We start from the raw sequence: 24,815 nt of genomic DNA, 5'->3' as shown, positions 1-24,815 counted from the left end.
GCCGGTGCTCACTGGTCGAGCACGAGCTTGATGTCGAGCGGCGGGGTCGCGCGCACGAGGTTGACGCGTTTGACGCCCGTGGCCGGGGCATCCGCGTAGGCGAGGTAGTCGATCGTCCAGCCGTCCTGGCGGATCTGCTTGACGCGCGTGCCGTCTTCGGCGTCGCGCACGGTCGCGGCCGGCGAAGCGGGCGCGGCCGTGGGCAGCAGCCAGTAGCGCAGGCCCGCGAGCGGCAGTTCGAAGCCGAGCGTTTTCTGCATCAACTGGTCGACGTCCGTCGCGAACTGCGGCTGGCGGTTCGGCAATTCGAGCGACGCCGCCTGCGGCGTCGACTTCACGACCGCCAGCGTCTGGCCGAGCGGGCTGCGCAGCTCGAGCGACACGTCGTCGCCGTGCTCCTGCCAGTCGAAGTTGCCGTACACGTTCTGCTGCTTGCCGAGACGGTCGTCGTACTGCACCGCGAAGCGGCCATGGTAAGCGTGCGTTGCGGCGGTCTGCAGCAGCGCGCCCGTCGGCGCGCTGGCCGACGGCGGCGTGCTCGCGCAGCCGGCGAGCGCGAGCGCCGCGCCGGCTGCGGCGATGCCGCGCACCGCACGTGAGGACAGGGAAAACGTCGGGAACATCTGCATCAGAGGCCGTTGATCTGGAGGCGTTTCAGCGTCTGCACGAGCGTTTCGTTGTCCGGCTCGAGCTTCTGCGCGTCACGCCACGCGGAACGCGCGTCGTCCTGCGCGCCGCTCTTCCACAGCACTTCGCCGAGATGCGCGCCGATTTCGGCGTTCGGCTGCAGTTCGTACGCGCGCCGCAGCACCTTCGCCGCGCCGGCCGTATCGCCCATCCGGTACTTCACCCAGCCGAGGCTGTCCATGATGTAGGCGTCGTTCGGCGCGAGCGTCATCGCCTTGTCGATCAGCTTGCTGGCTTCGGGCAGCCGCTGGTTGCGGTCGGCGAGCGAATAGCCGAGCGCGTTGTACGCCTGCGGATTGTCCGGCTGCGTGCGGATCAGCTCGCGCAGCTGCTTTTCCATCGTCGTGTAATGGCCGGTTTTTTCGGCCGCCATCGCGTAGTCGTAGCGCAGGTCGGGATCGTCCGGGAAGTCCTGAACCGCCTGCCCGAGCCGGGCCTCGGCTTCCGGGTAGCGCTTCGCGGTGAACAGGATCGACGCGTCGGTGCGAGCGACCACGGCGGCATCGCGCGGATCCGTGATCGGCAGGTCGTCGAGCACCTTGCGCGCCTCGTCGGTCTTGCCCTGTTTCTGCAGCAGTTGCGCGCGCGTGATCTGCGCGGGGAGATAGTGCTGGCTCGTCTGGTCGACCTTGTCGAGCCATTGCGACGCCTGCGCGTCGTTGTTCTGGTCGATCGCGATCTGCGCGAGGTAGATGTAGCCCTGGCCGACGTCGAGGTTCGGCTGCTTGTCGCCGAGCTGTACGTACTGCTTCAGGTAGGCGGTGGCTTCGTCGAGCTTCTTCTGCTGGATCTTGATCAGCGCGAGCGCCATCAGCGGCGTCGGATCCTTCGAGTCGAGCTTGCGCATCGTCTCGAACTGCTTCTGCGCGTCGTCGAGGCGATCGTCGGCGAGATAGAGCTGCGACAGCGCGAGCCGCGCATCGCGCGACTTCGGATTCTGCTGAACATACTTCTCGAACGACGCGATGCCCGCCGCGCGTTCCGCAGGCCCCATCTGCGACAGCATCAGGGCCGCCGGCAGGTAGTCGGGGCGGATCTGCAGCGCCTGCTTCAGCGACTGCGCGGCACCGTCCTTGTCGTCGACCGCAAGCTGCTGGCGCGCGATCGCGAGCTGAGCCTCGGGCCGGTTCAGGTCGTTCTTCAGCATGTCCTTCAGCACCGCGAGGCCGCCGACGCGGTCGGGGCCGCGCACGAGCAGCGCCTGCAGCGCGAGGATCGCCGGGCCGCGCGTCTCGCCGGTCGCCCGGGCGAGCTCGCGCGCGAGCATCGGCTGCGCGTCGGCCGGCTTGCCGGCGAGCACCAGCAGCGCGGCATCGACTTGCGACGCCCGGTTCGATTCCGGTGCGTACTGGCGCCACAGGTTCGCGGCGGACAGCGCGTCGGCCGGGCTCTGCGCACCGAGCGCGATCTCGGTCGCGCGCTGGGCCATGCGCGGATCGCGCGTGTCGCGGGCAAGCGCGAGGTAGGTCTGGTAGGCCGGTGCGGGCTGGTTGCGCTGGAGCGCGACCTCGGCGGCGAGCACCTGGTAGACGATCTGGCTCGTCAACGGAACGCCGGGGAGATTCTTCTGCTCGTCCGGCATCACGTGCTCGAACGCGCCCTGCGGTTCCGCGTCGTCCGATGCCGGATCCTGCGCGTGAGCCGGGAAGGCGGTGAGGGTCCAGGCGGCGAACAGCGCGGCGCCGAGCGCACGGCGGACCGGGAAGGCGCGCGCGCCGCGCACGGCGGCGGGGCGCTTCAGAAGCAGCTTCGAGGGCAGGGTCATGGAAATCCGTTCGATGTTTCAACCGATTGTAACGCGCTCGCTACAATACACGCACGATCGTGAATCCAGCCTCAGACCCGTAAAACATGCCAGAGTTGCCAGAAGTCGAAGTCACGCGCCGGGGCATCGAGCCCTTTGTCGCGGGCCGCCGCGTCGAGCGTGTCGACGTCCGTACCGCGATGTTGCGCTGGCCCGTGCCGGCAGGGCTCGCCGAGCAGTTGCGCGCGCGCGAGGTGCTCGCCGTCGAGCGTCGCGGCAAGTACCTGCTGTTCGAGGTCGACGCAGGCTGGTTCATCGTCCATCTCGGCATGACGGGCACGCTGCGCGTGCTGCCCGCCGACGGCGTGCCGGTCGCCGCCAAGCACGACCACATCGACTGGATCTTCGACGAATTCGTGCTGCGCTTCCGCGATCCGCGCCGCTTCGGCGCGGTGCTGTGGCACCCGCGCGCAGCAGGCGACGTGCATGCGCATCCGCTTCTCGCGAGCCTCGGCGTCGAGCCGTTCTCGCCGGCATTTACCGGCGCGCTGCTGCACGCGCGCACGCGCGGCCGCACCGTGTCGGTCAAGCAGGCGCTCCTCGCGGGCGACATGGTCGTCGGCGTCGGCAACATCTATGCGTCGGAGAGCCTGTTTCGCGCGGGCATCCGGCCGACGACGGCCGCCGGCAAGGTCTCGCTGCCGCGCTACGAGCGGCTGGCCGACGCGGTGCGCGCGACGCTCGCCGACGCGATCGAGCGTGGCGGCAGCACGTTGCGCGATTTTGTCGGCAGCAACGGCGAAAGCGGCTATTTCCAGCTCGACTGCTTCGTCTACGACCGTGCCGGCCAACCCTGCCGCGTATGCGGCACGGCGATTCGCCAGATCGTGCAGGGCCAACGGTCGACTTATTTTTGCCCGACCTGCCAGCGTTGAAACCTCTTTCCCCGATCAGATAACTTGAAGCCGCCCCGCATCGCCCCCGCTCCGTTCCCCGTCACGCCGCTGCATCGCACGTTCGCCACGCGCCTGGTCGCATGGCAGCGCGAGCATGGCCGCCACGACCTGCCGTGGCAGAACACGCGCGATCCGTACCGGATCTGGCTGTCGGAAATCATGCTGCAGCAGACGCAGGTGTCGACCGTCATCCCGTATTACACGCGCTTTCTCGAACGCTACCCTGACGTCGCCGTGCTCGCGGCCGCGCCGACCGACGACGTGATGGCGCTGTGGGCGGGGCTCGGTTACTACTCGCGCGCGCGCAACCTGCACCGCTGCGCGCAGGCCGTCGTCGCCGAGCACGGCGGCGCGTTTCCGGCGACGCCCGACGCGTTGGCCGAGCTGCCGGGCATCGGCCGCTCGACGGCCGCGGCGATCGCGTCGTTCGCGTATGGCGCGCGCGCGACGATCCTCGACGGCAACGTGAAGCGCGTGCTTGCGCGGGTTTTCGGCGTCGAGGGCTTTCCGGGCGAGAAGCGCGTCGAGAACGACATGTGGGCGCTCGCCGAATCGCTGTTGCCCGACGCCACGAATGCGGCCGACGTGAGCGCGTATACGCAGGGGCTGATGGATCTCGGCGCGACGCTGTGCGTGCGCGGCAAGCCCGATTGCGCGCGCTGCCCGTTCGCGGGCGATTGCGTTGCGCAATCGACGGGCCGCCAGCGGGAGCTGCCGGCCGCGCGGCCGAAGAAGGCGGTGCCGACACGCAAGACCTGGATGCTGGTGCTGCGCGACGGTGACGCGGTGCTGCTCGAGCGCCGGCCACCGACCGGCATCTGGGGCGGGCTGTGGAGCCTGCCGCAAGCGGACGGCGATGCCGCGCTTGCCGAACTCGCGCGCGGCTTCGGCGGTGGCGGCACGGTGCCGCTCGCGCCGCTCACGCACACGTTTACGCACTTCCGGCTCGAGATCGAGCCTCGGCTGAGCGACATGGCCGACGGTGGCGGCCTGCCTTCGGCGGCGCGGGATGCGGATACCGCGTGGGTGCCGCTGAGCCGGCTCGACGCGTACGGCGTGCCGGCGCCCGTGCGCAAGCTGCTCGATGCGCTGAGCGGGCCGCTGCTTTAACGAAAGGGGAGGGGCGCGCTACAACCAGCCGTGCCGGTCGAGCACGTGGTGCACGGCATCGATGCGCGCGCCGACGTCCGGAAATTCCATCAGCTTCTGCCGCGCGCGCAGGTCGAGCGGCAGCAGTTCCGCGAGGCGGTTCGACACCCAGCTCGGATCGTCGAGGCGGAACGGTTCGCCGAACGGCATTTTCTCCGGATCGGACTTCTTCAGCGCGTCGATGATGCGCTCGAGCACCTCGGCGCACGAGCCGAATTGAGCGAGCGCCTGCTCGCCTTCGAGCGGGATGTCGTCGGGCAGCGGCTCCGCGATGCCGACCAGCAGCCCGTTGCCTTCGACGCGATACGACAGCAGTTCGAAACGCTGCGTGCCGACCGCCTGCAGATAAAGCATGCCGAATTCGCCGGTATCGCACTCGGTGATGCGCGCCATGCAGCCGATGGTTTCGGGCACCGACACGGCGCCGTCCTGTGCGACTTCTGGCCCGCTCTTGAGCAGGCACACGCCGAACGGCGCGTTGTCGCGCAGGCACGCGCGGGACATGTCGAGATAACGCGCCTCGAACACCTTGAGCGGGAGCAGCCCCCCCGGAAACAGCACCGTGTGCAGCGGAAACAGCGGCAGGTCGATCAGGGTGGTCGATAGGGAGGACATGGCGCGCGGGCGTTGGGGCGTGCGTCGCTAGGGTCGGTCGACCTCGGAGACGAGCCGCGACGACGCGTCGACATCCACTGGCGCGTCACGATGCCGCACGATCACGTTCGCCTCGCGCGCAAGGCGCGCGGCGAGCGTTTCCGCGATGAACACCGAACGATGCTGCCCGCCCGTGCAGCCGATGGCGACGGTCAGGTAGCTGCGGTTGTCATCGCGGAAGTGCGGCAGCCATTTCATCAGGAACGCATGGATGTCGTCGATCATCTGGTGGACGATCGGCAGTGCGTCGAGAAAGGCGATGACCGGTTGGTCGAGCCCGGTGAGCGGGCGCAACTCGTGGTCGTAGTACGGGTTCGGCAGCGCGCGCACGTCGAACATCAGGTCGGCGTCGAGCGGCACGCCGCGCTTGAAACCGAACGATTCGAACATCACCATCAGGTCGTTGTTCTTCTGCTCGATGAAGCGCTTGACCCACGTACGCAGCGCGTTCGCGCGCAGCGTGCTCGTGTCGATCTGGTGGCCGAATTCGGCGAGCGGCGCGACGAGGTGGCGTTCGCGCTCGATCGCTTCCTCGAGCGACGACAGCAGGCCGACGTCCGCATCGTGCGACAGCGAGCCGGACAGCGGATGACGGCGGCGCGTTTCGGAGAAGCGCTGGATCAGCGACTGGGTGCTCGCGTTGAGGAACAGCACGCGGACGTCGTGCTCGCGCGACAGCGCGCGGATCAGGCCGGGCATTTCATCGAGCGACGCGCTTGAGCGCGCGTCGATCGCGACCGCGAGCCGGTGCTGGCCATCCTCCGCGAGGTAGCGGGCAAGTTCGGGGAGCACGTGCGGCGGCAGGTTGTCGACGCAGTAATAGCCTGCGTCTTCGAGCGCGTTCAGCGCGACGGACTTGCCTGAGCCGGAGATGCCGGTGATGAGGACGATGCGCATGGGAAGCAGAGAATCCTGACGTTTCATCATAGCACCGGCTCGACGCGTCGGCGTTGCGTGGCCGGCGCGTGCGGGTTACACCAGTTTGCCGGGGAATTGACTGTCGGGATCTTGCATCGCGAGTCGTTGCCGATCCATGAAATCGCGCAACGTGTCGATTCCGCGCAACTGCAGGATCGTGTTCCGGACGGCTGCCTCGACGAGCACCGCGAGGTTGCGGCCGGCCGCGACCTGGATCGTGACCTTGCTGATCGGCAAGCCGAGCACGTCGACAGTCTGGCTTTCGAGCGGCAGGCGCTGGAATTCGCCGTCGGGGCGCCGCACGAGCTGGACGATCAGCTTCAGCTTCATTTTGCGCCGCACGGCGGTTTCGCCGAAGATCGTCTTGATGTCGAGCAGGCCGAGGCCGCGCACTTCGAGCAGGTTCTGCAGCAGCGGCGGGCAGCGCCCTTCGACGAAATCGGGGCCAAGACGCACGAAATCGACCGCGTCGTCGGCGACGAGGCCGTGGCCGCGGCTGATCAGCTCGAGGCCGAGTTCGCTCTTGCCGAGGCCCGAATCGCCGGTCAGCAGCACGCCCATCCCGAGGATGTCGATGAACACGCCGTGCAGCGTCGCGCGCGGCGCGAGGATCCGCGACATGTAGAGCCGCAGGCTGTCGATCACCGCGGCGGCCGACATCGGCGTCGTGAACAGCGGGGTCGACGAGCGCGTGCAGCGCAGCACCAGTTCGGGCGGGGCGGCGGCGCCGCCGGCGACGACGAGGAACGGCGGTTCGAGGGCGATCAGCTCGGCCATGTGGCGCGAGCGGTCTTCGTCGGTCTGCCGCTGGTAGTAGTCGATTTCGGCTTCGCCGAGCACCTGGATCCGGTTCGGGTGGATCAGGTTCAGGTGGCCGACGAGGTCGGCGCTCGAGGTTGCATTGCCGACGGTGTCGGCCGAAAAGCCGCGCTCCCAGCCTTCATGCCCCGTCAGCCAGCTGAGTTTCAGCGTGGCCGCGTTGTCGTCGAAGATGCTCTGGGCGTTGATGCTGGACGTATCCATGACTGCTCCGTCACTCCAATGGGCCGGTGCATGCGCGCGGCGACGGACGTCGCCATGCCGGGCCGGCGCCGGGCGGCCCTGGACGGCGGCGTGCGCCGCCTCGTACGGGAAAATAATCCGCCCGGATCAACTCAAGGTTGCCACTGAGTGAGCAGGCGATGCAACTCGGCGATATCCGTTTCGTTGTGCAGACGCTCGCGCGCGTCGCGATCGGACAGCAGTTGCGCGATTTCCGACAGGATCTCGAGGTGTTGCTGGGTGGCTTGCTCGGGCACGAGCAGGAAAATCAGGAGGCCGACCGGCTGGCCGTCGGGGGCTTCGAACGGGATCGCATCGGCAAGCCGGACGAACGCGGCGAGCGGGTGCTTGAGACCCTTGATGCGCCCGTGCGGAATCGCGACGCCTTCGCCGAGCCCGGTCGAGCCGAGGCGCTCGCGCGCGAACAGGTTGTCCGTGACGGTGCTGCGGGCGATGCCGTTCTGATTCTCGAACATCAGCCCGGCTTGTTCGAACACGCGTTTCTTGCTGGTGACTGAGAGGTCGATGACGACGTTCTCTATGGGCAGGATTTTGGCTAGGCGATTCATGTTGGCAGGCGATTGGGCGGCCTGGGGTCTCCTTGCGGCGGCAGACTGATCATCCATGTTCGGCGATATCAAGGCGTTAGGCGATGGAGACCTGCAAGGCACGGTGACCGTACCCAACGCCCCCCGGCAATAACCGAAGCATTATAGAACACGGGCGCGAGCGTGGCGCGGATGCGGACGGCGCTGCGCCGGATACAAAAAAAAACGCCCGGCGAACCGGGCGGCGTGGCGATGCGGCTATGGCAGGTCATTGCGGCGGCACTTCGATCTGTTCGAACTGCTCGACCGCCGGCTGCAGCTTGATCGGGTCGTGCGTATGCGTCTGCAGACGCTCCATGTGCTTGACGACCTGGCGATCCAGCTTGTCGATCAGCAGATCGATCGCAGCATACAGGTTACCGTTCGCACTTTCGACGAAGATGTCCTTGCCCTTCAGGTGCAGGTTGATTTCCGCGCGCTGCTGCTTGTCCTTTTCCTTGTGGTTGTCGACCGAGAGGATCACAGTGCCATCGATCACCTGATCGCTATGGCGTAGCACCCGGTCCAGCTTGGTGATCACGTATTCGCGAATTGCAGGCGTGACTTCGAGATGATGTCCACTGATCTTCAGGTTCATAGTGCTTCTCCAAGCGAGTGACCACCCGGCCGCATCGAGGCGGCGCTCCGGTCGACTTGCCCATGCCGCGCGTGGCGGCAGATTCGCGGACAGGTCGCCCGGCCTGTTCCCCGTATGCGCGGTGGCCGGAACACGCCTGCCGCCGGGCAGGCAGCAGGCTTAAAGAGACTTGCGCAGATTCACTGCCGGGATCTTGAGGGCTTCGCGATACTTCGCAACCGTGCGGCGCGCGACCACGAACCCCTGTTCTGCCAGCAGCTCGGCAATGCGGCTGTCCGAAAGTGGCGATTTTGGGTCTTCAGCTCCTATCAGTTGCTTGATGAGGGCTCGGATGGCGGTCGACGAGGCGGCGCCACCGGTGTCGGTCGAGACGTGAGATCCGAAGAAGTACTTAAATTCAAGCGTCCCGAACGGGGTCAGCATGTACTTCCCGGTTGTCACACGGCTGACAGTCGACTCGTGTAGGCCCAGCGTATCAGCTATTTCCCGCAAAACCAAGGGGCGCATGGCAATTTCACCGTGCGCAAAGAAGTTCTTTTGACGCTCGACAATCGCCTGCGCGACACGCAGGATCGTGTCGAATCGCTGCTGGATGTTCTTGATCAGCCAGCGTGCTTCCTGGAGCTGTTGCTTGAGCGAACCGGCAGACGGATCGCCGCGGCTGTTGCGCAGGATGTTCGCGTAGAGGTTGTTGATCCGCAGGCGCGGCACGACCTCCGGATTGAGCTCCGCGAGCCATCCCTGGCCGGCCTTCTTCACGATGATGTCGGGCACGACGTAGTCGGCCTCGGCCTTGCCGTATGCGGCGCCGGGAAACGGCTCCAGCGAGCGGATCAGCGTGTGCGCGTCGCGCAGCGCGTCGTCGCTCGCCTTCAGGTGCTTGCGCAGCCGCGTGAAGTCGCGGGCGGCGAGCAGTTCGAGATGCTGCGACACGATCTCGAGTGCGAGCGTGCGTGTCGGGGACGGATCGAGGCGCAGCAACTGCAGCTTCAGGCATTCGGATGCCGAGCGGGCGCCGACCCCGGCCGGATCGAAGCTGTGCAGCAGCGCGAGCGCCGCGTTCAGTTCGTCGCAGTCGATTTCCAGCTCGGGCGGCAGGTCGGCGAGCACTTCGTCGAGCGTGGCGGTCAGGTAGCCGTCGTCGTCGAGCGATTCGATCAGGAACATCACGAGCGCGCGATCGCGCGGGCCGGCCTGCGTGACGCGCAATTGCGCGGACAGGTGGTCGCGCAGCGACGTCGCCGCTTCCTGCACCTGCAGCGGCGGGAGGTCGTCGTCGTCGGACGCGCCGCTCGCGCGGCCGAATTCGTCGAGGTTCCACTGCGGGCCGTCGTTGCCTTCGCCGGACGCGTAACCGTCGTATTCGTCGGCCGCGGCAGGCTCGTCGCGTTCGGTGCGCTCGCCGGTCTGGCCGGCGCCGTTCGTGGCCGCCATCGGCTCGGCGTTCGACGCGGGAGGCGTCTGCGCGATCAACGATCCGTCCGCTGCGACACGCAGCGGACTCGCGATCCATTCGTCGTCGTTCTCGAGCAGCGGGTTCTGCGCGACGGCCATCGCGACTTCCTGCTGCAATTCGAGCGTCGACAACTGCAGGAGCCGGATCGACTGCTGTAGCTGGGGCGTCAGCGCCAGATGTTGCGACAGGCGGAGTTGAAGGCTGGCTTTCATGGCAAGGAGGGAGTCATACCGGCAGTTTGCCACGACCCAGGCGCGTTGAGCCATCCGCGATTACGCGCGGCGCCCGTTCGGCCTCGAACGGGCCGCAAACGGGACGGTGAAACAGCGCGCAGCCCCGCGCGGCGTGACCGGGCGGGGCGCGTCCTCGACGACGGGTTACATCCGGAAGTGTTCGCCGAGGTACACGCGGCGCACGCTTTCGTTTTCGATGATTTCGCTCGGCGCACCGGCGGCGAGCACCGAACCGTCGCTGATGATGTATGCGTGGTCGCAGATGCCGAGCGTTTCGCGGACGTTGTGATCGGTAATCAGCACGCCGATGTTGCGCTGCTTCAGGAACTTGACGATCTTCTGGATCTCGAGCACCGCGATCGGGTCGACGCCGGCGAACGGTTCGTCGAGCAGGATGAAGTTCGGGTTGGTCGCGAGTGCGCGCGCGATTTCGACCCGGCGCCGCTCGCCGCCCGACAGCGACAGCGCGGGGTTCTCGCGCAGGTGGCCGATCTGCAGCTCGTCGAGCAGCGCTTCCGTGCGCGACGCGATCGCGTCCTTCGACAGCCGCTTGCCGTCTTCGCCGTGCTGCAGTTCGAGCACCGCGCGGATGTTTTCCTCGACGGTCAGCTTGCGGAACACCGACGCTTCCTGCGGCAGGTACGACAGGCCGAGCGATGCGCGCTTGTGGATCGGCAGCAGGCTGATCGAGCTGCCGTTCAGCGAGATCTCGCCCGCGTCGAGCGGCACGAGGCCGACGATCATGTAGAACGACGTGGTCTTGCCGGCGCCGTTCGGGCCGAGCAGGCCGACGACTTCGCCGCTCTTCACGTCGAGCGACACGTCCTTGACGACCGTGCGCGAGCCGTAGCGCTTCTTCAGGTTGCGGACCACGAGCGAACTCGTGGTGCCGGCCGGCTGTCGGTTCGGTAGCGCGTTCATTGGCCCGGCGCCCCCTGGATCGTGGTCGACGGCGACAGCTTCGCCGGCGCGCCGTTTAGCGGCGCGGGGCCGCCGTTCTTCGGCGACAGCATCGCGCGCACGCGGCCGTTCGGGTTGCCCGGTGCGGCGACGTCCTTGCCGCCCTTCGCGGTGTAGAAGTCGCGCTGGCCGTCGTACGTGATCACGCTGCCGTGCACGGTATCGGCGACGGTTGACGTGCCCTGCAGGCGCCGCACGGTCGCGGCCGTGGTCAGCGTGGTCAGGTCCTGCTTGCCGTCGTAGTCGATGCGCTCGGCGTCGCCGTCGATGTACTCGTCGAGCCCTTCGCGCTTCTGGCGGAACGTCGCGTGCTTCTTGCCGCTGCCGAACGAGGTGGCGTACTGATAGCCTTCCGGGTCCTGGCGCACTTCGACGCGATCGCCCTTGATGATGATCGTGCCCTTCGTGATCACGACGTTGCCGGTCGCGACCGTCACCTGCTTCAGGTCGTCATAGGTGAGGTTGTCGGCCTCGACGTTGATCGGCTTGTTCTGGTCGGCCTTCTCGGCATGGGCGAGCGGCGCCAGCCCGACGAGCGGGAGCGCCACGAGCGTCGCGGCGAGCGCGGCGCGGACGGCGCGCGCAGCGCCGCCGGAATTCTGTCGAGGGAACGGTTCGTTCATGCAGTCACGTGAGGGATGCGTCACCTGGATTGACCTTTCGAGCCGCCGGACGTGTCCGCCGCGGCGATCGTGCCGCGCACGTTGCCGTAAAGCTCGATGACCCGGGTGACGTTGTTGTACTTCATGCCGTCGGTCGCGTTGACGAGCGACAGGCCGCGCTGAAGTTTAACCGGCTTTTCGGTCTGGATCACATCGTCATTGACGAAGATCCGGAAATGCTGGGAATCGGCCTGCATCTGCGGATCGCCGCCGCCGGCCGCGCGCAGGATGCGCGCGTCGTCGTACAAGTCGACGATCGACACGTCGCCATTGACGATGCCGCGCTTCGCGGTGGTCGTCACGACCGGCTTGCCGGGCTGGAACGCGCGCATGGCCGGATCGGTCAGGTCGCTGTTTTCGGTGTCTTCGTAATGGATCAGCTTCGCGGCCGTCAGCCGGTACTGGGTCGAGCCGGACTGGTCGAGCTCGGTGACCGAGAAGTTGTCCGCGAAATAGTCGGGCGTATGGCGCTTCGGCTGCGCGGCGCCCTCGCCGGGCGGCGGCAGCGTGGCCTGCAGCAGCCACCAGGTGATGCCCGCGAGCGCGGCGACCGCGACGAGCGGCAGCAGCTGGGTCCAGCGGAAATGCGTGTTCATCCGTCAGGCTCCGCAGGCGGCCGCGAGCAGCGCGTCGTAGCGGCGCTGCGCGCGCAGGATCGCGTCGCAGGCTTCGCGCACCGCGCCGTGGCCGCCGCGGGCCTCGGCCACCCAGTGCGCGCGGGCGATCACCTCGGGGTGCGCATTCGCGGGGGCAGTCGCGAAGCCGCAGCGCAGCATCACGGGCAGGTCGGGCCAGTCGTCGCCCATGTAGCCGCACTGGTCGGCGGTGAGGCCGAGCGATGCAATGAGGTCGGCGAACACGGCGAGCTTGTTCTCGACGCCCTGGAACAGGTGCGCGATCTTCATTTCCTTTGCGCGTGCCGCGACGATTTCCGAGCGGCGGCCGGTGATGATCGCGGTTGCGATGCCGGCTTCGCCGAGCAGCTTCACGCCGTGGCCGTCCAGGGAATTGAACGACTTCATCGTGTCGCCGGCCGCCGTAAACAGCAGGCCGCCGTCGGTCAGCACGCCGTCGACGTCGAAAATCATCAGCTTCACGCGGCTCGCGCGTTCGGCCGCAGTCAGCGCTGCGCTCATCAGATCACCTTCTTCGAAAACAGGTCGTGCATGTTCAGCGCGCCGATCAGCGCGCCGTCGGCATCGACCACCAGCATCTGGTTGATCCGGTGGCGCTCCATCAGTTCCACGGCCTCGACCGCCAGGTGATCCGGTGCGATCGTGCGCGGGTCGCGCGTCATCACGTCGGTGATCGACAACGTGCGGAAGTCGCCGTCGCGCGCGAGCACGCGGCGCAGGTCGCCGTCGGTGAAGATGCCGGCGACCTTGCCGTCGGCGTCGACCACGGCGGTCATGCCGAGGCGCTTCGCGGTGATCTGGAACAGCGCGTCCGACAGCGTCGCGTCGAGCCCGACGGACGGGACGTCGTCGCCCGAGCGCATCACGTCGCGCACGTAGGTGAGCAGGCGCCGGCCGAGCGCGCCGCCCGGGTGCGAGCGCGCGAAATCTTCCGAACCGAAGCCGCGCGCGTCGAGCACCGCAACGGCGAGCGCGTCGCCGAGCGCGAGCGCGGCGGTCGTGCTCGCGGTGGGCGCGAGGTTCAGCGGGCAGGCCTCTTTCGAGACCGCGGCGTTCAGGTTCACGTCGGCGAGCGTGCCGAGGCTCGACTCCGCGCGGCCCGTGATCGCGATCAGCTTCGCGCCGATCCGCTTCACGAGCGGCAGGATCGCGACGAGTTCTTCCGATTCGCCGGAATAGGAGATGCCGATGAAGACGTCGTCGGAGGTGACCATCCCGAGGTCGCCGTGGCTGGCCTCCGCAGGGTGGACGAAGAAGGCCGGTGTGCCGGTGCTGGCCAGCGTGGCCGCGATCTTGCGGGCGATATGCCCCGATTTGCCGATACCGGACACCACCACGCGGCCGCGGCAGCCGAGCAGCAGCGCGACGGCCTGGACGAAGCCGCCGTCGAGCTGGTCGCGCAGCGCGCGCACGGCGTCCGCCTCGATGTCGAGCACGTCGCGGGCGAGCGCGAGCGCCCGATCATCATTGATTTTCGCTATCATGCGCGGAGTATAGCAAAGGCGTTTGTTCGCCGCGCCGGGCTTTCGGACTCGTCCGATGTCGCCTGTCCACCGCCACCCTGCCGCGCCCGCTTACCCGTGGCCCCGACGAACGAGGACGCTTTGCCCGTGATTTCCCCGCTCGAAATGACGCTCCTGCTGCTGCTGGCATCGGTGGTGGGCGTCGTCGTATTCCGCTCGCTGAACCTGCCGCCGATGCTCGGTTACCTGACCGTCGGCATCCTGGTCGGCCCGCACGCCTTCGGCATCGCGGCCGACCTCGAGCGCGCGGAGCATCTTGCGGAATTCGGCGTGGTGTTCCTGATGTTTTCGATCGGCCTCGAATTCTCGCTGGCGAAGCTGAGGGCGATGCAGCGGCTCGTGTTCGGGCTCGGGCTGCTGCAGGTCGTCGCGACACTCGTGCTCGCGCTCGTGCTCGGCATGCTGTTCGAGCACTGGGTACACATCACGTGGCAAGGCAGCATCGCGCTCGGCGGTGCGCTCGCGATGTCGTCGACGGCGATCGTGTCGAAGATGCTCGCCGAGCGGCTCGAGATCGAGACCGAACACGGCCGCAACATCTTCGGCGTGCTGCTGTTCCAGGATCTCGCGGTGGTGCCGCTGCTGATCGTGATCGCCGCGTTCGGCGCCGAATCGTCGAAGGATCTCGCGCTCACGCTCGGCTTCGCGGCCGTCAAGATCGTGATCGCGCTCACGCTGCTGCTGGTCATCGGCCAGCGCTTCATGACGCGCTGGCTCAACGTCGTCGCACGGCGCCGCTCGCAGGAGCTGTTCGTGCTGAACCTGCTGCTCGTCACGCTCGGCGCCGCGTTCATCACCGACCGCTTCGGCCTGTCGCTTGCGCTCGGCGCGTTCATCGCGGGGATGCTCATTTCCGAGACGCCGTTCCGCCATCAGGTGGAAGAGGACATCAAGCCGTTTCGCGACGTGCTGCTCGGCCTGTTCTTCGTGACGACCGGGATGCTGCTCGATCCGCGCGTGATCTGGGAGCACCCGTTCCTCGTGCTCGGTTTCTTCGTCGGGCAGATCCTGTTCAAGGGGACGATGATCGCCGGGCTCGCACGGCTGTTCGGCGCGACACCGGGTGTCGCGATGCGCACCGGCATCGGGCTCGCGCAGGCCGGCGAATTCGGCTTCGTGCTGCTGAACCTGATCCTCGACCGGCATCTCGTCGATTCGACGCTGCTGCAGGCGATCCTCGCGTCGATGCTGCTGTCGATGCTCGCCGCGCCGTTCCTGATCCAGAACGCCGACCGGATCGTGATGCGGCTTTCGTCTACGGAATGGATGCAGCAGTCGCTGCAGATGACGCGGATCGCGACGCAAAGCCTCAAGCAGCGCGGCCACGTGATCATCTGCGGCTACGGCCGCGCGGGGCAGAACCTGGCACGGATGCTCGAACAGGAAGGCATTTCGTATGTCGCGCTCGACCTCGACCCCGATCGCGTGAGCGCGGCCGCGGCGGCCGGCGAATCGGTCGTGTTCGGCGACGCGGCGCGCCGCGAGTCGCTGCTCGCGGCCGGTATCCACCGCGCGGCGGCGGTGGCGATCACCTATGCGAACACGCCGTCCGCGCTGCGCGTGCTGCATCACGTACACGAACTCGAGCCGACGCTGCCCGCGATCGTGCGCACCGTCGACGATGCCGATCTCGAGAAGCTGCTCGCGGCCGGCGCGACCGAGGTGATTCCGGAGATCGTCGAGGGCAGCCTGATGCTCGCGTCGCACACGCTGGTGCTGGTGGGCGTGCCGATGCGCAAGGTCGTGCGGCGCGTCGAGGAAATGCGCGACGAGCGCTACAGCCTGCTGCGTGGCTATTTCCGCGGCGCGGACGATGCGGACGACGACGACCACGAGCAGGTGCGGCTACAATCGGTGCCGGTCGATGCGCGCGCGGACGCGGTCGGGCGTTCGCTGGAGGAACTCGGTCTGTATGCACTCGGGCTCGAAGTCACGGCGATCCGCCGGCACGGCATCCGCGGCGTCGAACCCGATCCGCAGACCAAGCTGCGCGCGAGCGATATCGTCGTGCTGCGCGGGCTGCCCGAGGCGCTCGCGCTCGCGGAGGAACGGCTGTCGCGCCATCGGCGCGATCCGCCGGCCACGGCCGCGTGAGCGGCGATCCAGATCCATAACCTGACCCGTATTTACTGGAAACGGTGCCCGATCTTCGCGCACCGTTTTTTTCGGAGAGTTTCATGCCGCATTCGTCGTCGGGCGCACCGCTCGATCCGGTCGCCTTCATCCACAGCCAGATCCGCACGGTGCCCGACTGGCCGCAGCCGGGCGTGATGTTCCGCGACATCACGACGCTGCTGCAGAGCCCGAAGGCGCTGCGCATCCTCGTCGACCTGTTCGTCGAGCGCTATGTCGATGCGAAGCTCGACTACGTCGCGGGCCTCGACGCGCGCGGTTTCATCATCGCGCCGATCGTCGCGTACGAACTGAGCGTCGGCTTCGTGCCGATCCGCAAGGTCGGCAAGCTGCCGTACAAGACGCGCTCGGAATCGTACGACCTCGAATACGGCAGCGCGACGGTCGAGATCCATGAAGACGCGTGCCGCCCCGGCGACCGCGTGATCATCATGGACGACCTGATCGCGACCGGCGGCACGATGATGGCGGGGCGCAACCTGCTGCAGCGGCTCGGCGCGGAGGTCGTCGAAGGCGCGGCGATCATCGACCTGCCCGATCTCGGCGGCTCGGCGCTGCTGCGCAACGCGGGATTGCAGGTTTATACCGTCACCGAATTCGCCGGCCACTGAACGCCGGCCCGCCTGATTCCACACCGGGTTCCACACCTGGTTCCCCGTTACGCAGCGAGGTCACGATGCCCAACTTCATGCTGTTTCTCGCCACGTCGATCGCGATCACGTTCGCGCCGGGTCCCGACAACCTGCAGGTGCTCGCACGCGGCATCTCGCAAGGCCGCGCGGCCGGTTTCGTCGCCGCGCTCGGTTTCACCGCCGGGATCCTGTTCCACACGACGCTCGCGGCGCTCGGCGTCGCGGCCGTGCTGCGTTCGTCGCCGGTCGCGTTCGAGATCCTGAAGCTCGCGGGCGCCGCGTACCTCGTGTGGATCGGCATCAAGGCGCTGCGCAGCCAGGGCCTCGCGAATGCGCACGAGCGCCCGCCGCAGCCGCTCGGCACGATCTTCCGGCAGAGCGTGATCGGCAACCTGATGAACCCGAAAGTCACGCTGTTCTTCGTCGTGTTCCTGCCGCAGTTCGTCGATCCGCACGGCGGGCAGGGCGTGACGCTGCAGATGTTCGAACTCGGCGCGCTGTTCATGCTGCAGACGGCCGTGGTTTTCTCGCTGTTCGGCGTCGGCGCGGGCATGATCGGCGCGTGGCTGAAGCGGCGCCCGAAGGCCGGCATGTGGCTCGACCGGATCGCCGGCGCGACGTTCATCGCGATCGGCATTCGCGTCGCGCTGAAGGACTGACGGCGATGACGTTTCCGTGTATTGCGGCTGCGCGCCGTTTCGATCCGGCCGCGCACCTGCGTTTCGAGATGGCCGGCCAGGCGGTCGGCTGGGTGCGCCGCCAGGACGTCGCGATGCTCGCCCGCTGGCCCGACGTGTTCGAGCTGACCGGCGAGCGCGTCGTGCTGTCGGCGCGCTACGACTCGGTCGACGCGCGCAGCATGGCGCTGGCGAGCGCCATCGGCGCGCTCGCGGCCGAAGGCGCGATTCCCGGCTGGCGCGACGAGATCTACGCGATCCGCAACCGCTTCGACGATCCGCCGCTCGCGTACATCGAGCGCGCCGCGTCGCGCTTCTTCGGCACGCAGACTTACGCGGTGCATCTGAACGGCATCGTAGAATATGCGGTTGCGCCGGGCGAGCCGCCCGCCGCGGCCGTCCCGCAGATGTGGCTCGGCCGCCGCAGCGAGACCAAGGCAACCGACCCCGGCATGCTCGACAACGTCGTCGCGGGCGGGATCGGCTGGGGTCTGGGCGTTCACGAGACGCTCGCGAAGGAATGCTGGGAAGAAGCCGGCATTCCCGCCGAACTGGCCGCGCGCGCGATCGCGGGCCGCGCGGTGCAGGTGCTGTGCTCGCTGCCGGAAGGCACGCAGTCCGAACTGATCTTCGTGTACGACCTGCCGCTGCCGCGCGACTTCGCGCCGCGCAACCAGGACGGCGAAGTGGCCGAGCACCTGCTGGCCGGCGTGGCCGAGGTGATCGGCTGGCTGCGCGCCGGCCGCGCGACGATGGATGCAAGCCTCGCGACGCTCGACACGTTGCTGCGCCACCGCTGGATTCCGGCGGCCGACGCGGCGGGCATCGACGCCCTGTTCGCGCCGGCCGCGTGACGCGCGACGCCGGTTGCGCGCGCCCGCTGCGCGCGCCTGCTGCGCGCGCCAACATTTTCACGAATACCGAAACGAAGGGAGTAGCGGTCATGTCGACCGATCACAGCTTTATCTTGAAACTGTCGTGCCCCGACCGGCACGGCATCGTCCACGCGGTCTCGGGCTTCCTGTTCGAGCGTGCCAACAACATCCTCGATTCGGCGCAGTTCGGCGACAGCCGCACCGGCGAGTTCTTCATGCGCGTGCACTTCGTGCAGGACGGCGGCGGCGCGGATGCCGCGTCGGCGCTCGACACGCTTCGCAACGAATTCGCACCGCTCGCCGAGCAGTTCGGGATGCGCTGGGAGATGCATGACGCGGCCGTGAAGCCGCGCGTCGTGATCATGGTGTCGAAGATCGGCCACTGCCTGAACGACCTGCTGTTCCGCTATCGCACCGGCCAGCTGCCGATCGAGATCCCGGCGATCGTGTCGAACCACAAGGAGTTCTACCAGCTCGCCGCGAGCTACAACATCCCGTTCCATCACTTTCCGCTGATCGGCGGCTCGTCCGATGCCGCGAAGGCCGCGCAGGAAGCGCGCGTGCTGGAGGTGATCGACGAGCACCAGGCCGATCTCGTCGTGCTCGCGCGCTACATGCAGATCCTGTCGCCGAACATGTGCGAGCAGCTCGCCGGGCGTGCGATCAACATCCACCATTCGTTCCTGCCGAGCTTCAAGGGGGCGAAGCCTTATTACCAGGCGTTCGATCGCGGCGTGAAGCTGATCGGTGCGACCGCGCACTACGTGACGACCGATCTCGACGAAGGCCCGATCATCGAGCAGGAAGTCGAGCGGGTCGACCATAGCATGACGCCCGACCAGCTGACCGCGATCGGCCGCGACGTCGAATGCGTGACGCTCGCGCGCGCGGTGAAGTGGCACGTCGAGCACCGGATCGTGCTGAACGGGACGAAGACGGTCGTGTTCCGCTGAGCCGCGGTTCACCCGAGCAGAAAGCAAAAACGCCGCGCCCTGCTAAGGGCGCGGCGTTTTTGCTTGCGGACGATTCCGGGCCGTGTGAATCAGATCAGCCGAAGCGTGTGCAATTCGCGCTTCAGGTACGCGTAGAAGATCGGCGCGGCGATCACGCCCGGCAGCCCGAACGCGGCTTCCATGATCAGCATCGCGAGCAGCAGCTCCCACGCGCGCGACTCGATCTGGCCACCGATGATCTTCGCATTCAGGAAGTATTCGAGCTTGTGGATGACCACGAGGAACGCAAGCGATGCGATCGCGGTGCCCATGCTGACCGACAGCGACACGGCGACGATCAGCGTGTTCGAGATCAGGTTGCCGATCACGGGCAGCAGGCCGACGATGAACGTGACGAGCACGAGCGTTTTCGACAGCGGCAGCCGCTGGTGGAAGATCGGCAGCGCGACGAGCAGGTAGATGCCGGTGAACACCGCGTTGATCGCCGAGATCTTGATCTGCGCGAACACGATCCGGCGGAATGCGTCGGCGAAGCGCGACACGCGCGTGACGAGCGCGGTCGACAGCGGCCGGCGCACCTTGCCGTGCTCGACGCCGATCGCGATCATCGCGCCGATGATCATCCCGAACAGCACGTGTCCGAAGCCGCGCGCGACGCTCTTGCCGCTTTGCTGGAGCTGGTCCATGTGCGAGTGCATCAGCACGGCGGCCTTCGTCTTCATCTGCTCGACGTCGACGGGCAGCAGGTTCGCGATCCAGGCCGGCGTGCGCGCGCGGGTCTGCTCGACGATCTGCATCAGCTGGTCGAGCAGGCTTTGCAGGTTCGGCACCGTGCGCTCGAAGTGCTCGATGATGCCGATCGTCAGGCCCGTCAGCGCGCCGACGATCGCGATGGCCAGCAGCACGACGGCGACCCAGCGCGCGCGCATGCTCGTGGTGTGACGTTCGATCACGGGGGCGATCGTGTGGATCAGCTGGTAGACGAGCAGGCCGGCCAGCAGCCCGCCGAGCAGCTTGAGCTCGATCACGAGCCACATCGCGAGGATCGCAAACACATAGCTGCCGATCTCGAGTGCCGACAGCTTCGGCAGGCTGAAGTCGCTCGTCAGCCGCACGCTGCGCAGGTGCGGCTCCTTGTTCTGCGCGTCGCGCGGCGACTCGTGTTGCTTCTCCGTCATGATTTCCTGGTGTCGTTCGTGCGCCCGGCCATGCGAGGTCCGGCCGGCGGCGTTCGCCCTTCGCTGCACCGGATTGGTGCGTGCGGCGAACCTTACGACCGTAAAGTATAGCCGCCATTATGGTCCGCAACGGGGCCGTTTGGTGCGTGGTGCGAACGCAAAAAGGGAAAACGCCGACGGGCCGCCGAACGGCGGCCGGGGAGGGGGCGCGCGCAACCGTTCGGCCGCGCGCGGCGCGGCGGGATCAGCCCGCCGCGACCTTGCGGGTCGGGCGCTTGAGCAGCGGCGCGAGATACTTGCCGGTAAAGCTCGCTTTCGTCTTCGCGACCTGCTCGGGCGTGCCCTGCGCGATGATCTGGCCGCCGCCGGCACCGCCTTCGGGGCCGAGGTCGATCACCCAGTCGGCCGTCTTGATCACGTCGAGGTTGTGCTCGATGATCACGACCGTGTTGCCCTGGTCGCGCAGCCGGTGGATCACTTCCAGCAGCAGCGCGATGTCGTGGAAGTGCAGGCCGGTGGTCGGCTCGTCGAGGATGTACAGCGTGCGGCCGGTGTCGCGCTTGGAGAGTTCGAGCGACAGCTTCACGCGCTGCGCCTCGCCGCCCGACAGCGTCGTGGCCGACTGGCCGAGGCGGATGTAGCCGAGGCCGACGTCGAGCAGCGTCTTCAGCTTGCGCGCGATGACCGGCACCGCGCTGAAGAACGCGTACGCGTGCTCGACGGTCATGTCGAGCACTTCGCTGATGTTCTTGCCCTTGTACTGCACTTCGAGCGTTTCGCGGTTGTAGCGCTTGCCGTGGCACACGTCGCACGGCACGTAGACGTCCGGCAGGAAGTGCATCTCGACCTTCAGCACGCCGTCGCCCTGGCACGATTCGCAGCGGCCGCCCTTCACGTTGAACGAGAAGCGGCCTGGATCGTAGCCGCGTTCCTTCGAGGTCGGCACGCCCGAGAACAGCTCGCGGATCGGCGTGAACAGGCCCGTGTAGGTGGCCGGGTTCGAACGCGGCGTGCGGCCGATCGGCGACTGGTCGACGTTGATCACCTTGTCGAAGTGCTCGAGGCCCTCGATCGCCTCGTGCGGCGCCGGCTCGGCCGACGAGCCGTACAGGTGGCGCGCGACCGCGTGATACAGCGTGTCGTTGATCAGCGTCGACTTGCCGGAGCCCGACACGCCGGTGATGCAGGTCAGCAGGCCGACCGGCAGCTCGAGATCGACGTGCTTCAGGTTGTTGCCGTGCGCGTCGACGATGCGCAGCATCCGCTCGGGATCGGGCGCGATCCGCTCGTCCGGATACTCGATCGTACGCTTGCCGACCAGGTACTGGCCGGTGAGCGACTGCGGGTTCGACTGCACCTGCTTCGGCGTGCCTTCGGCCACGATCACGCCGCCGTGCTCGCCGGCGCCCGGGCCCATGTCGACGACGTAGTCGGCCGTGCGGATCATGTCCTCGTCGTGCTCGACGACGATCACCGAGTTGCCGAGGTCGCGCAGGTGCTTGAGCGTCGCGATCAGGCGGTCGTTGTCGCGCTGGTGCAGGCCGATCGACGGCTCGTCGAGCACGTACATCACGCCCGTGAGGCCCGAGCCGATCTGCGACGCGAGCCGGATGCGCTGCGCCTCGCCGCCCGACAGGGTCTCGGCGCTGCGCTCGAGCGACAGGTAGTCGAGGCCGACGTTGTTCAGGAACGTCAGGCGCGCGACGATTTCCTTGATCACCTTGTCGGCGATCTCGCGCTTCGCGCCTTCGAGCGTCAGGCCGTCGAAATAACCGAGCGCGTCGCGCAGCGGCCAGCCGCTGATTTCATAGATGCCGCGCGCGTAGTCGCCGGTGCCGATGCGCACGTGGCGCGCCTCGCGGCGCAGGCGCGTGCCTTCGCACGACGGGCACGGCTGGTTGTTCTGGTACTTCGACAGCTCTTCGCGCACCGCGACCGAATCGGTCTCGCGGTAGCGGCGCTCGAGGTTCGGGATGATCCCTTCGAACACGTGCTCGCGGATCGTCGTGCGGCCTCGCTCGTTGATGTACGAGAACGGGATCGTCTGCTTGCCCGAGCCGAACAGCAGCACCTTCCGGATTTTTTCCGGCAGATCCTCGAACGCGGCATCGATGTCGAATTCGTAGAAGGCCGCGAGACTCTGCAGCATCTGGAAGTAGAACTGGTTGCGGCGGTCCCAGCCTTTCACGGCACCGGCCGCGAGCGACAGCGACGGGTGCGCGACGACCCGCTTCGGGTCGAAGAACGTGATCTGGCCGAGGCCGTCGCATTCCGGGCACGCGCCCATCGGGTTGTTGAACGAGAACAGGCGCGGCTCGAGCTCCTGCAGCGAGTACGAGCAGATCGGGCACGCGAACTTCGAGCTGAACAGGTGCTCGCGATCGGTATCCATTTCCAGCGCGATTGCGCGGCCGTCGGCGAGGCGCAGCGCCGTCTCGAACGATTCGGCGAGGCGCTGCTTCATGTCCGGGCGCACCTTGAGGCGATCGACGACGACGTCGATCGTGTGCTTGTCGTTCTTCTTCAGCTTTGGCAGCGACTCGACCTCGTAGATCTTCGCGACGCCTTCGTTCGCGGCGCCGCCGCCCGAGCGTACGCGAAAGCGCACGAAACCCTGCGCCTGCATGTCCTCGAACAACTCCGCGTGCTCGCCCTTGCGGTTCGCGATGACGGGCGCGAGGATCATCAGCTTGGTGTCCTCGGGCAGCGCGAGCGCCGCGTCGACCATCTGCGACACGCTCTGCGCTTCCAGCGGGATGTCGTGGTCGGGACAGTAGGGCGTGCCGACACGTGCGTACAAAAGTCGCAGGTAGTCGTGGATTTCCGTGACCGTGCCGACGGTCGAACGCGGGTTGTGGGACGTCGCCTTCTGCTCGATCGAGATCGCGGGCGACAGACCCTCGATCAGGTCGACGTCGGGTTTCTCCATCAGCTGCAGGAACTGGCGGGCATACGCGGACAGGCTTTCGACGTAGCGGCGCTGGCCCTCGGCATAAAGGGTGTCGAACGCGAGCGACGACTTGCCCGACCCGGACAACCCGGTAATCACGATCAGCTTGTGGCGCGGCAGGTCGAGATTGACGTTTTTCAGGTTGTGGGTGCGTGCCCCACGGATACGGATCTGTTCCATGAACCTGGCGAAAATGGAGGGAACCAAACCTGCTACTATAACGGCTTTTCGAGGCCGTCGTTTGGGGCCCCCGGCCTTGGCCGCAGGTGGCAGCAAGGCCGCCGCCCGCGCCCGGCCGCCCGCCCGGGCCGACGGCCGTGATCTTCCGCCGCCCGGTGTCGGGCGGTCATCCCGATCATTCGAAATTCATTCCCGATGTCCAATCCGTCTGCCACGTCTTCCCGCATGACTGCGCCCGAATTGCGCGCGACCACGTCGCTCGCGGCGATCTTCGCGCTGCGCATGCTCGGCCTGTTCATGATCATGCCGGTGTTCTCGGTCTACGCGAAAACCATTCCGGGCGGCGACAACGTGCTGCTCGTCGGGATCGCGCTCGGGGCCTACGGCGTCACGCAGTCGCTGTTCTACATCTTCTACGGCTGGGCGTCGGACAAGTTCGGCCGCAAGCCGGTGATCGCCACGGGCCTCGTGATCTTCGCGATCGGCAGCTTCGTCGCCGCATTCGCGCATGACATCACGTGGATCATCGTCGGCCGCGTGATCCAGGGGATGGGCGCGGTTTCGTCCGCGGTGCTCGCGTTCATCGCCGACCTGACCTCCGAGCAGAACCGCACGAAGGCGATGGCGATGGTCGGCGGCTCGATCGGCGTGTCGTTCGCGGTCGCGATCGTCGGCGCGCCGATCGTGTTCCACTGGGTCGGGATGAGCGGGCTGTTCGCGATCGTCGGCGTGCTGTCGATCCTCGCGATCGGCGTCGTGCTGTGGATCGTGCCCGACGCGGCGAAGCCCGTGCACGTGCCCGCGCCGTTCGCCGAGGTGCTGCACAACGTCGAGCTGCTGCGCCTGAACTTCGGCGTGCTGGTGCTGCACGCGACGCAGACGGCGCTGTTCCTCGTCGTGCCGCGCCTGCTCGTCGACGGCGGCCTGCCGGTCGCCGCGCACTGGAAGGTCTACCTGCCGGTGATGGGGCTCGCGTTCGTGATGATGGTCCCGGCGATCATCGTCGCGGAAAAACGGGGCAAGATGAAGCCGGTGCTGCTCGGCGGCATTCTGGCTATCCTGATCGGTCAATTGCTGCTGGGCAGCGCGCCGCATACCATCCTGATTGTGGCGGCGATCCTGTTCGTCTACTTCCTCGGTTTCAACATCCTGGAAGCGTCGCAGCCGTCGCTCGTGTCGAAGCTCGCGCCCGGTTCGCGCAAGGGCGCGGCCACGGGTGTCTACAACACCACGCAGTCGATCGGGCTCGCGCTCGGCGGCATCGTGGGCGGCTGGCTGCTGAAGCACGGCGGCGCGAACACGGTGTTCTACACGTGCTCGGGGCTCGTGGCCGCGTGGCTTATAATCGCGGCCAGCATGAAAGCGCCGCCGCGCAAGGCCTGACCCCTTATCCGGGCTCGCATCGGCGGGGCTTGCCGGGCAGCCCGGCGGGCC

23 protein-coding genes are annotated in these 24,815 nt (G+C 67.3%); 8 read left to right on the top strand and 15 right to left on the bottom strand.

Annotation, left to right across the window (positions count from 1 at the left end):
* Nucleotides 1–8 precede the first annotated feature (8 nt).
* Nucleotides 9–629, bottom strand: coding sequence for a lipoprotein insertase outer membrane protein LolB (gene lolB / locus WT26_RS18495; RefSeq protein ID WP_069273476.1), 621 nt, complete (start codon nt 627–629; stop codon nt 9–11).
* Nucleotides 629–2,452 carry a tetratricopeptide repeat protein gene (locus WT26_RS18490; protein WP_059531293.1) on the bottom strand — a complete coding sequence of 608 codons (1,824 nt, stop codon included), beginning with the start codon at nt 2,450–2,452 and terminating at the stop codon, nt 629–631. Before WT26_RS18490 ends, lolB begins: the two co-directional genes overlap by 1 nt.
* An 86-nt stretch (nt 2,453–2,538) precedes the next feature.
* Here WT26_RS18490 and mutM point away from each other — a divergent pair, with 86 nt between their 5' ends.
* The gene (mutM, locus tag WT26_RS18485; RefSeq protein WP_059531291.1) at nt 2,539–3,366 is read left to right on the top strand and encodes a bifunctional DNA-formamidopyrimidine glycosylase/DNA-(apurinic or apyrimidinic site) lyase; all 828 of its coding nucleotides are present in this window, start codon (nt 2,539–2,541) and stop codon (nt 3,364–3,366) included.
* A 24-nt stretch (nt 3,367–3,390) separates the two neighbouring features.
* Nucleotides 3,391–4,497: an A/G-specific adenine glycosylase gene (gene mutY, locus WT26_RS18480; protein ID WP_069273475.1), complete on the top strand. Its 1,107-nt coding sequence runs from the start codon at nt 3,391–3,393 to the stop codon at nt 4,495–4,497.
* Between the two features lie 18 nt (nt 4,498–4,515).
* Here the strand turns inward: mutY and WT26_RS18475 are convergent, their stop codons facing one another.
* The 11 genes from WT26_RS18475 to kdsD form a co-directional block, all read right to left on the bottom strand.
* Nucleotides 4,516–5,151, bottom strand: a complete 636-nt coding sequence (locus WT26_RS18475; RefSeq protein ID WP_021162603.1) for an LON peptidase substrate-binding domain-containing protein — start codon at nt 5,149–5,151, stop codon at nt 4,516–4,518.
* Between the two features lie 27 nt (nt 5,152–5,178).
* Nucleotides 5,179–6,087, bottom strand: a complete 909-nt coding sequence (rapZ, locus tag WT26_RS18470) for an RNase adapter RapZ (protein WP_059531285.1) — start codon at nt 6,085–6,087, stop codon at nt 5,179–5,181.
* A gap of 75 nt (nt 6,088–6,162) precedes the next feature.
* Nucleotides 6,163–7,131: an HPr(Ser) kinase/phosphatase gene (gene hprK, locus WT26_RS18465; protein ID WP_011353227.1), complete on the bottom strand. Its 969-nt coding sequence runs from the start codon at nt 7,129–7,131 to the stop codon at nt 6,163–6,165.
* Nucleotides 7,132–7,262: 131 nt separating this feature from the next.
* Nucleotides 7,263–7,775: a PTS sugar transporter subunit IIA gene (locus WT26_RS18460; RefSeq protein ID WP_027789103.1), complete on the bottom strand. Its 513-nt coding sequence runs from the start codon at nt 7,773–7,775 to the stop codon at nt 7,263–7,265.
* Between the two features lie 190 nt (nt 7,776–7,965).
* Nucleotides 7,966–8,334 carry a ribosome hibernation-promoting factor, HPF/YfiA family gene (gene hpf / locus WT26_RS18455; protein WP_069273474.1) on the bottom strand — a complete coding sequence of 123 codons (369 nt, stop codon included), beginning with the start codon at nt 8,332–8,334 and terminating at the stop codon, nt 7,966–7,968.
* A gap of 159 nt (nt 8,335–8,493) precedes the next feature.
* The gene (locus WT26_RS18450) at nt 8,494–10,002 is read right to left on the bottom strand and encodes an RNA polymerase factor sigma-54 (RefSeq protein ID WP_069273473.1); all 1,509 of its coding nucleotides are present in this window, start codon (nt 10,000–10,002) and stop codon (nt 8,494–8,496) included.
* Between the two features lie 165 nt (nt 10,003–10,167).
* Entirely contained in the window at nt 10,168–10,944 is a 777-nt protein-coding gene (gene lptB, locus WT26_RS18445) for an LPS export ABC transporter ATP-binding protein (RefSeq protein ID WP_021162599.1), read from the bottom strand.
* On the bottom strand, nt 10,941–11,606 hold the full coding sequence (lptA, locus tag WT26_RS18440; protein WP_059531282.1) for a lipopolysaccharide transport periplasmic protein LptA: 666 nt from the start codon (nt 11,604–11,606) through the stop codon (nt 10,941–10,943). The genes lptB and lptA overlap by 4 nt, the downstream gene beginning before the upstream one ends.
* Before the next feature lie 20 nt (nt 11,607–11,626).
* Entirely contained in the window at nt 11,627–12,241 is a 615-nt protein-coding gene (gene lptC, locus WT26_RS18435; RefSeq protein WP_059531279.1) for an LPS export ABC transporter periplasmic protein LptC, read from the bottom strand.
* A gap of 3 nt (nt 12,242–12,244) precedes the next feature.
* Nucleotides 12,245–12,781 (bottom strand): KdsC family phosphatase, encoded by a 537-nt coding sequence (locus WT26_RS18430; protein ID WP_059531276.1) that lies wholly within the window; start codon nt 12,779–12,781, stop codon nt 12,245–12,247.
* The gene (gene kdsD, locus WT26_RS18425) at nt 12,781–13,764 is read right to left on the bottom strand and encodes an arabinose 5-phosphate isomerase KdsD (protein ID WP_059663299.1); all 984 of its coding nucleotides are present in this window, start codon (nt 13,762–13,764) and stop codon (nt 12,781–12,783) included. The genes WT26_RS18430 and kdsD overlap by 1 nt, the downstream gene beginning before the upstream one ends.
* Before the next feature lie 126 nt (nt 13,765–13,890).
* On the opposite strand from kdsD, the gene WT26_RS18420 reads away from it, so the two are divergent.
* The 5 genes from WT26_RS18420 to purU all read left to right on the top strand — a co-directional run bounded on the left by WT26_RS18420 (nt 13,891) and on the right by purU (nt 19,073).
* Nucleotides 13,891–15,897 (top strand): monovalent cation:proton antiporter family protein, encoded by a 2,007-nt coding sequence (locus WT26_RS18420; protein WP_069273472.1) that lies wholly within the window; start codon nt 13,891–13,893, stop codon nt 15,895–15,897.
* Nucleotides 15,898–15,980: 83 nt separating this feature from the next.
* Complete coding sequence (locus WT26_RS18415; protein ID WP_059531270.1) at nt 15,981–16,547, top strand: adenine phosphoribosyltransferase; 567 nt, start codon at nt 15,981–15,983, stop codon at nt 16,545–16,547.
* A gap of 65 nt (nt 16,548–16,612) precedes the next feature.
* A complete protein-coding gene (locus WT26_RS18410; RefSeq protein WP_059663293.1) occupies nt 16,613–17,227 on the top strand; it encodes a LysE family translocator in 615 nt (204 codons plus the stop codon).
* 5 nt (nt 17,228–17,232) lie between these two features.
* Complete coding sequence (locus WT26_RS18405; RefSeq protein WP_059531263.1) at nt 17,233–18,099, top strand: NUDIX hydrolase; 867 nt, start codon at nt 17,233–17,235, stop codon at nt 18,097–18,099.
* An 89-nt stretch (nt 18,100–18,188) separates the two neighbouring features.
* Complete coding sequence (gene purU, locus WT26_RS18400; protein ID WP_059531260.1) at nt 18,189–19,073, top strand: formyltetrahydrofolate deformylase; 885 nt, start codon at nt 18,189–18,191, stop codon at nt 19,071–19,073.
* 89 nt (nt 19,074–19,162) lie between these two features.
* Here the strand turns inward: purU and WT26_RS18395 are convergent, their stop codons facing one another.
* Both WT26_RS18395 and uvrA read right to left on the bottom strand, forming a co-directional pair.
* On the bottom strand, nt 19,163–20,251 hold the full coding sequence (locus WT26_RS18395; RefSeq protein ID WP_069273471.1) for an AI-2E family transporter: 1,089 nt from the start codon (nt 20,249–20,251) through the stop codon (nt 19,163–19,165).
* 244 nt (nt 20,252–20,495) lie between these two features.
* The gene (gene uvrA, locus WT26_RS18390; protein WP_059531255.1) at nt 20,496–23,381 is read right to left on the bottom strand and encodes an excinuclease ABC subunit UvrA; all 2,886 of its coding nucleotides are present in this window, start codon (nt 23,379–23,381) and stop codon (nt 20,496–20,498) included.
* A 195-nt stretch (nt 23,382–23,576) separates the two neighbouring features.
* On the opposite strand from uvrA, the gene WT26_RS18385 reads away from it, so the two are divergent.
* Entirely contained in the window at nt 23,577–24,764 is a 1,188-nt protein-coding gene (locus tag WT26_RS18385; RefSeq protein ID WP_059489870.1) for an MFS transporter, read from the top strand.
* The last annotated feature ends 51 nt before the right edge of the window (nt 24,765–24,815 follow it).

Source organism: Burkholderia cepacia (assembly GCF_001718835.1).
Lineage (GTDB): Bacteria > Pseudomonadota > Gammaproteobacteria > Burkholderiales > Burkholderiaceae > Burkholderia > Burkholderia cepacia_F.
The sequence above is the reverse complement of the archived record's forward strand: the minus strand, read 5'-3'. Positions and strand labels throughout refer to the sequence as shown.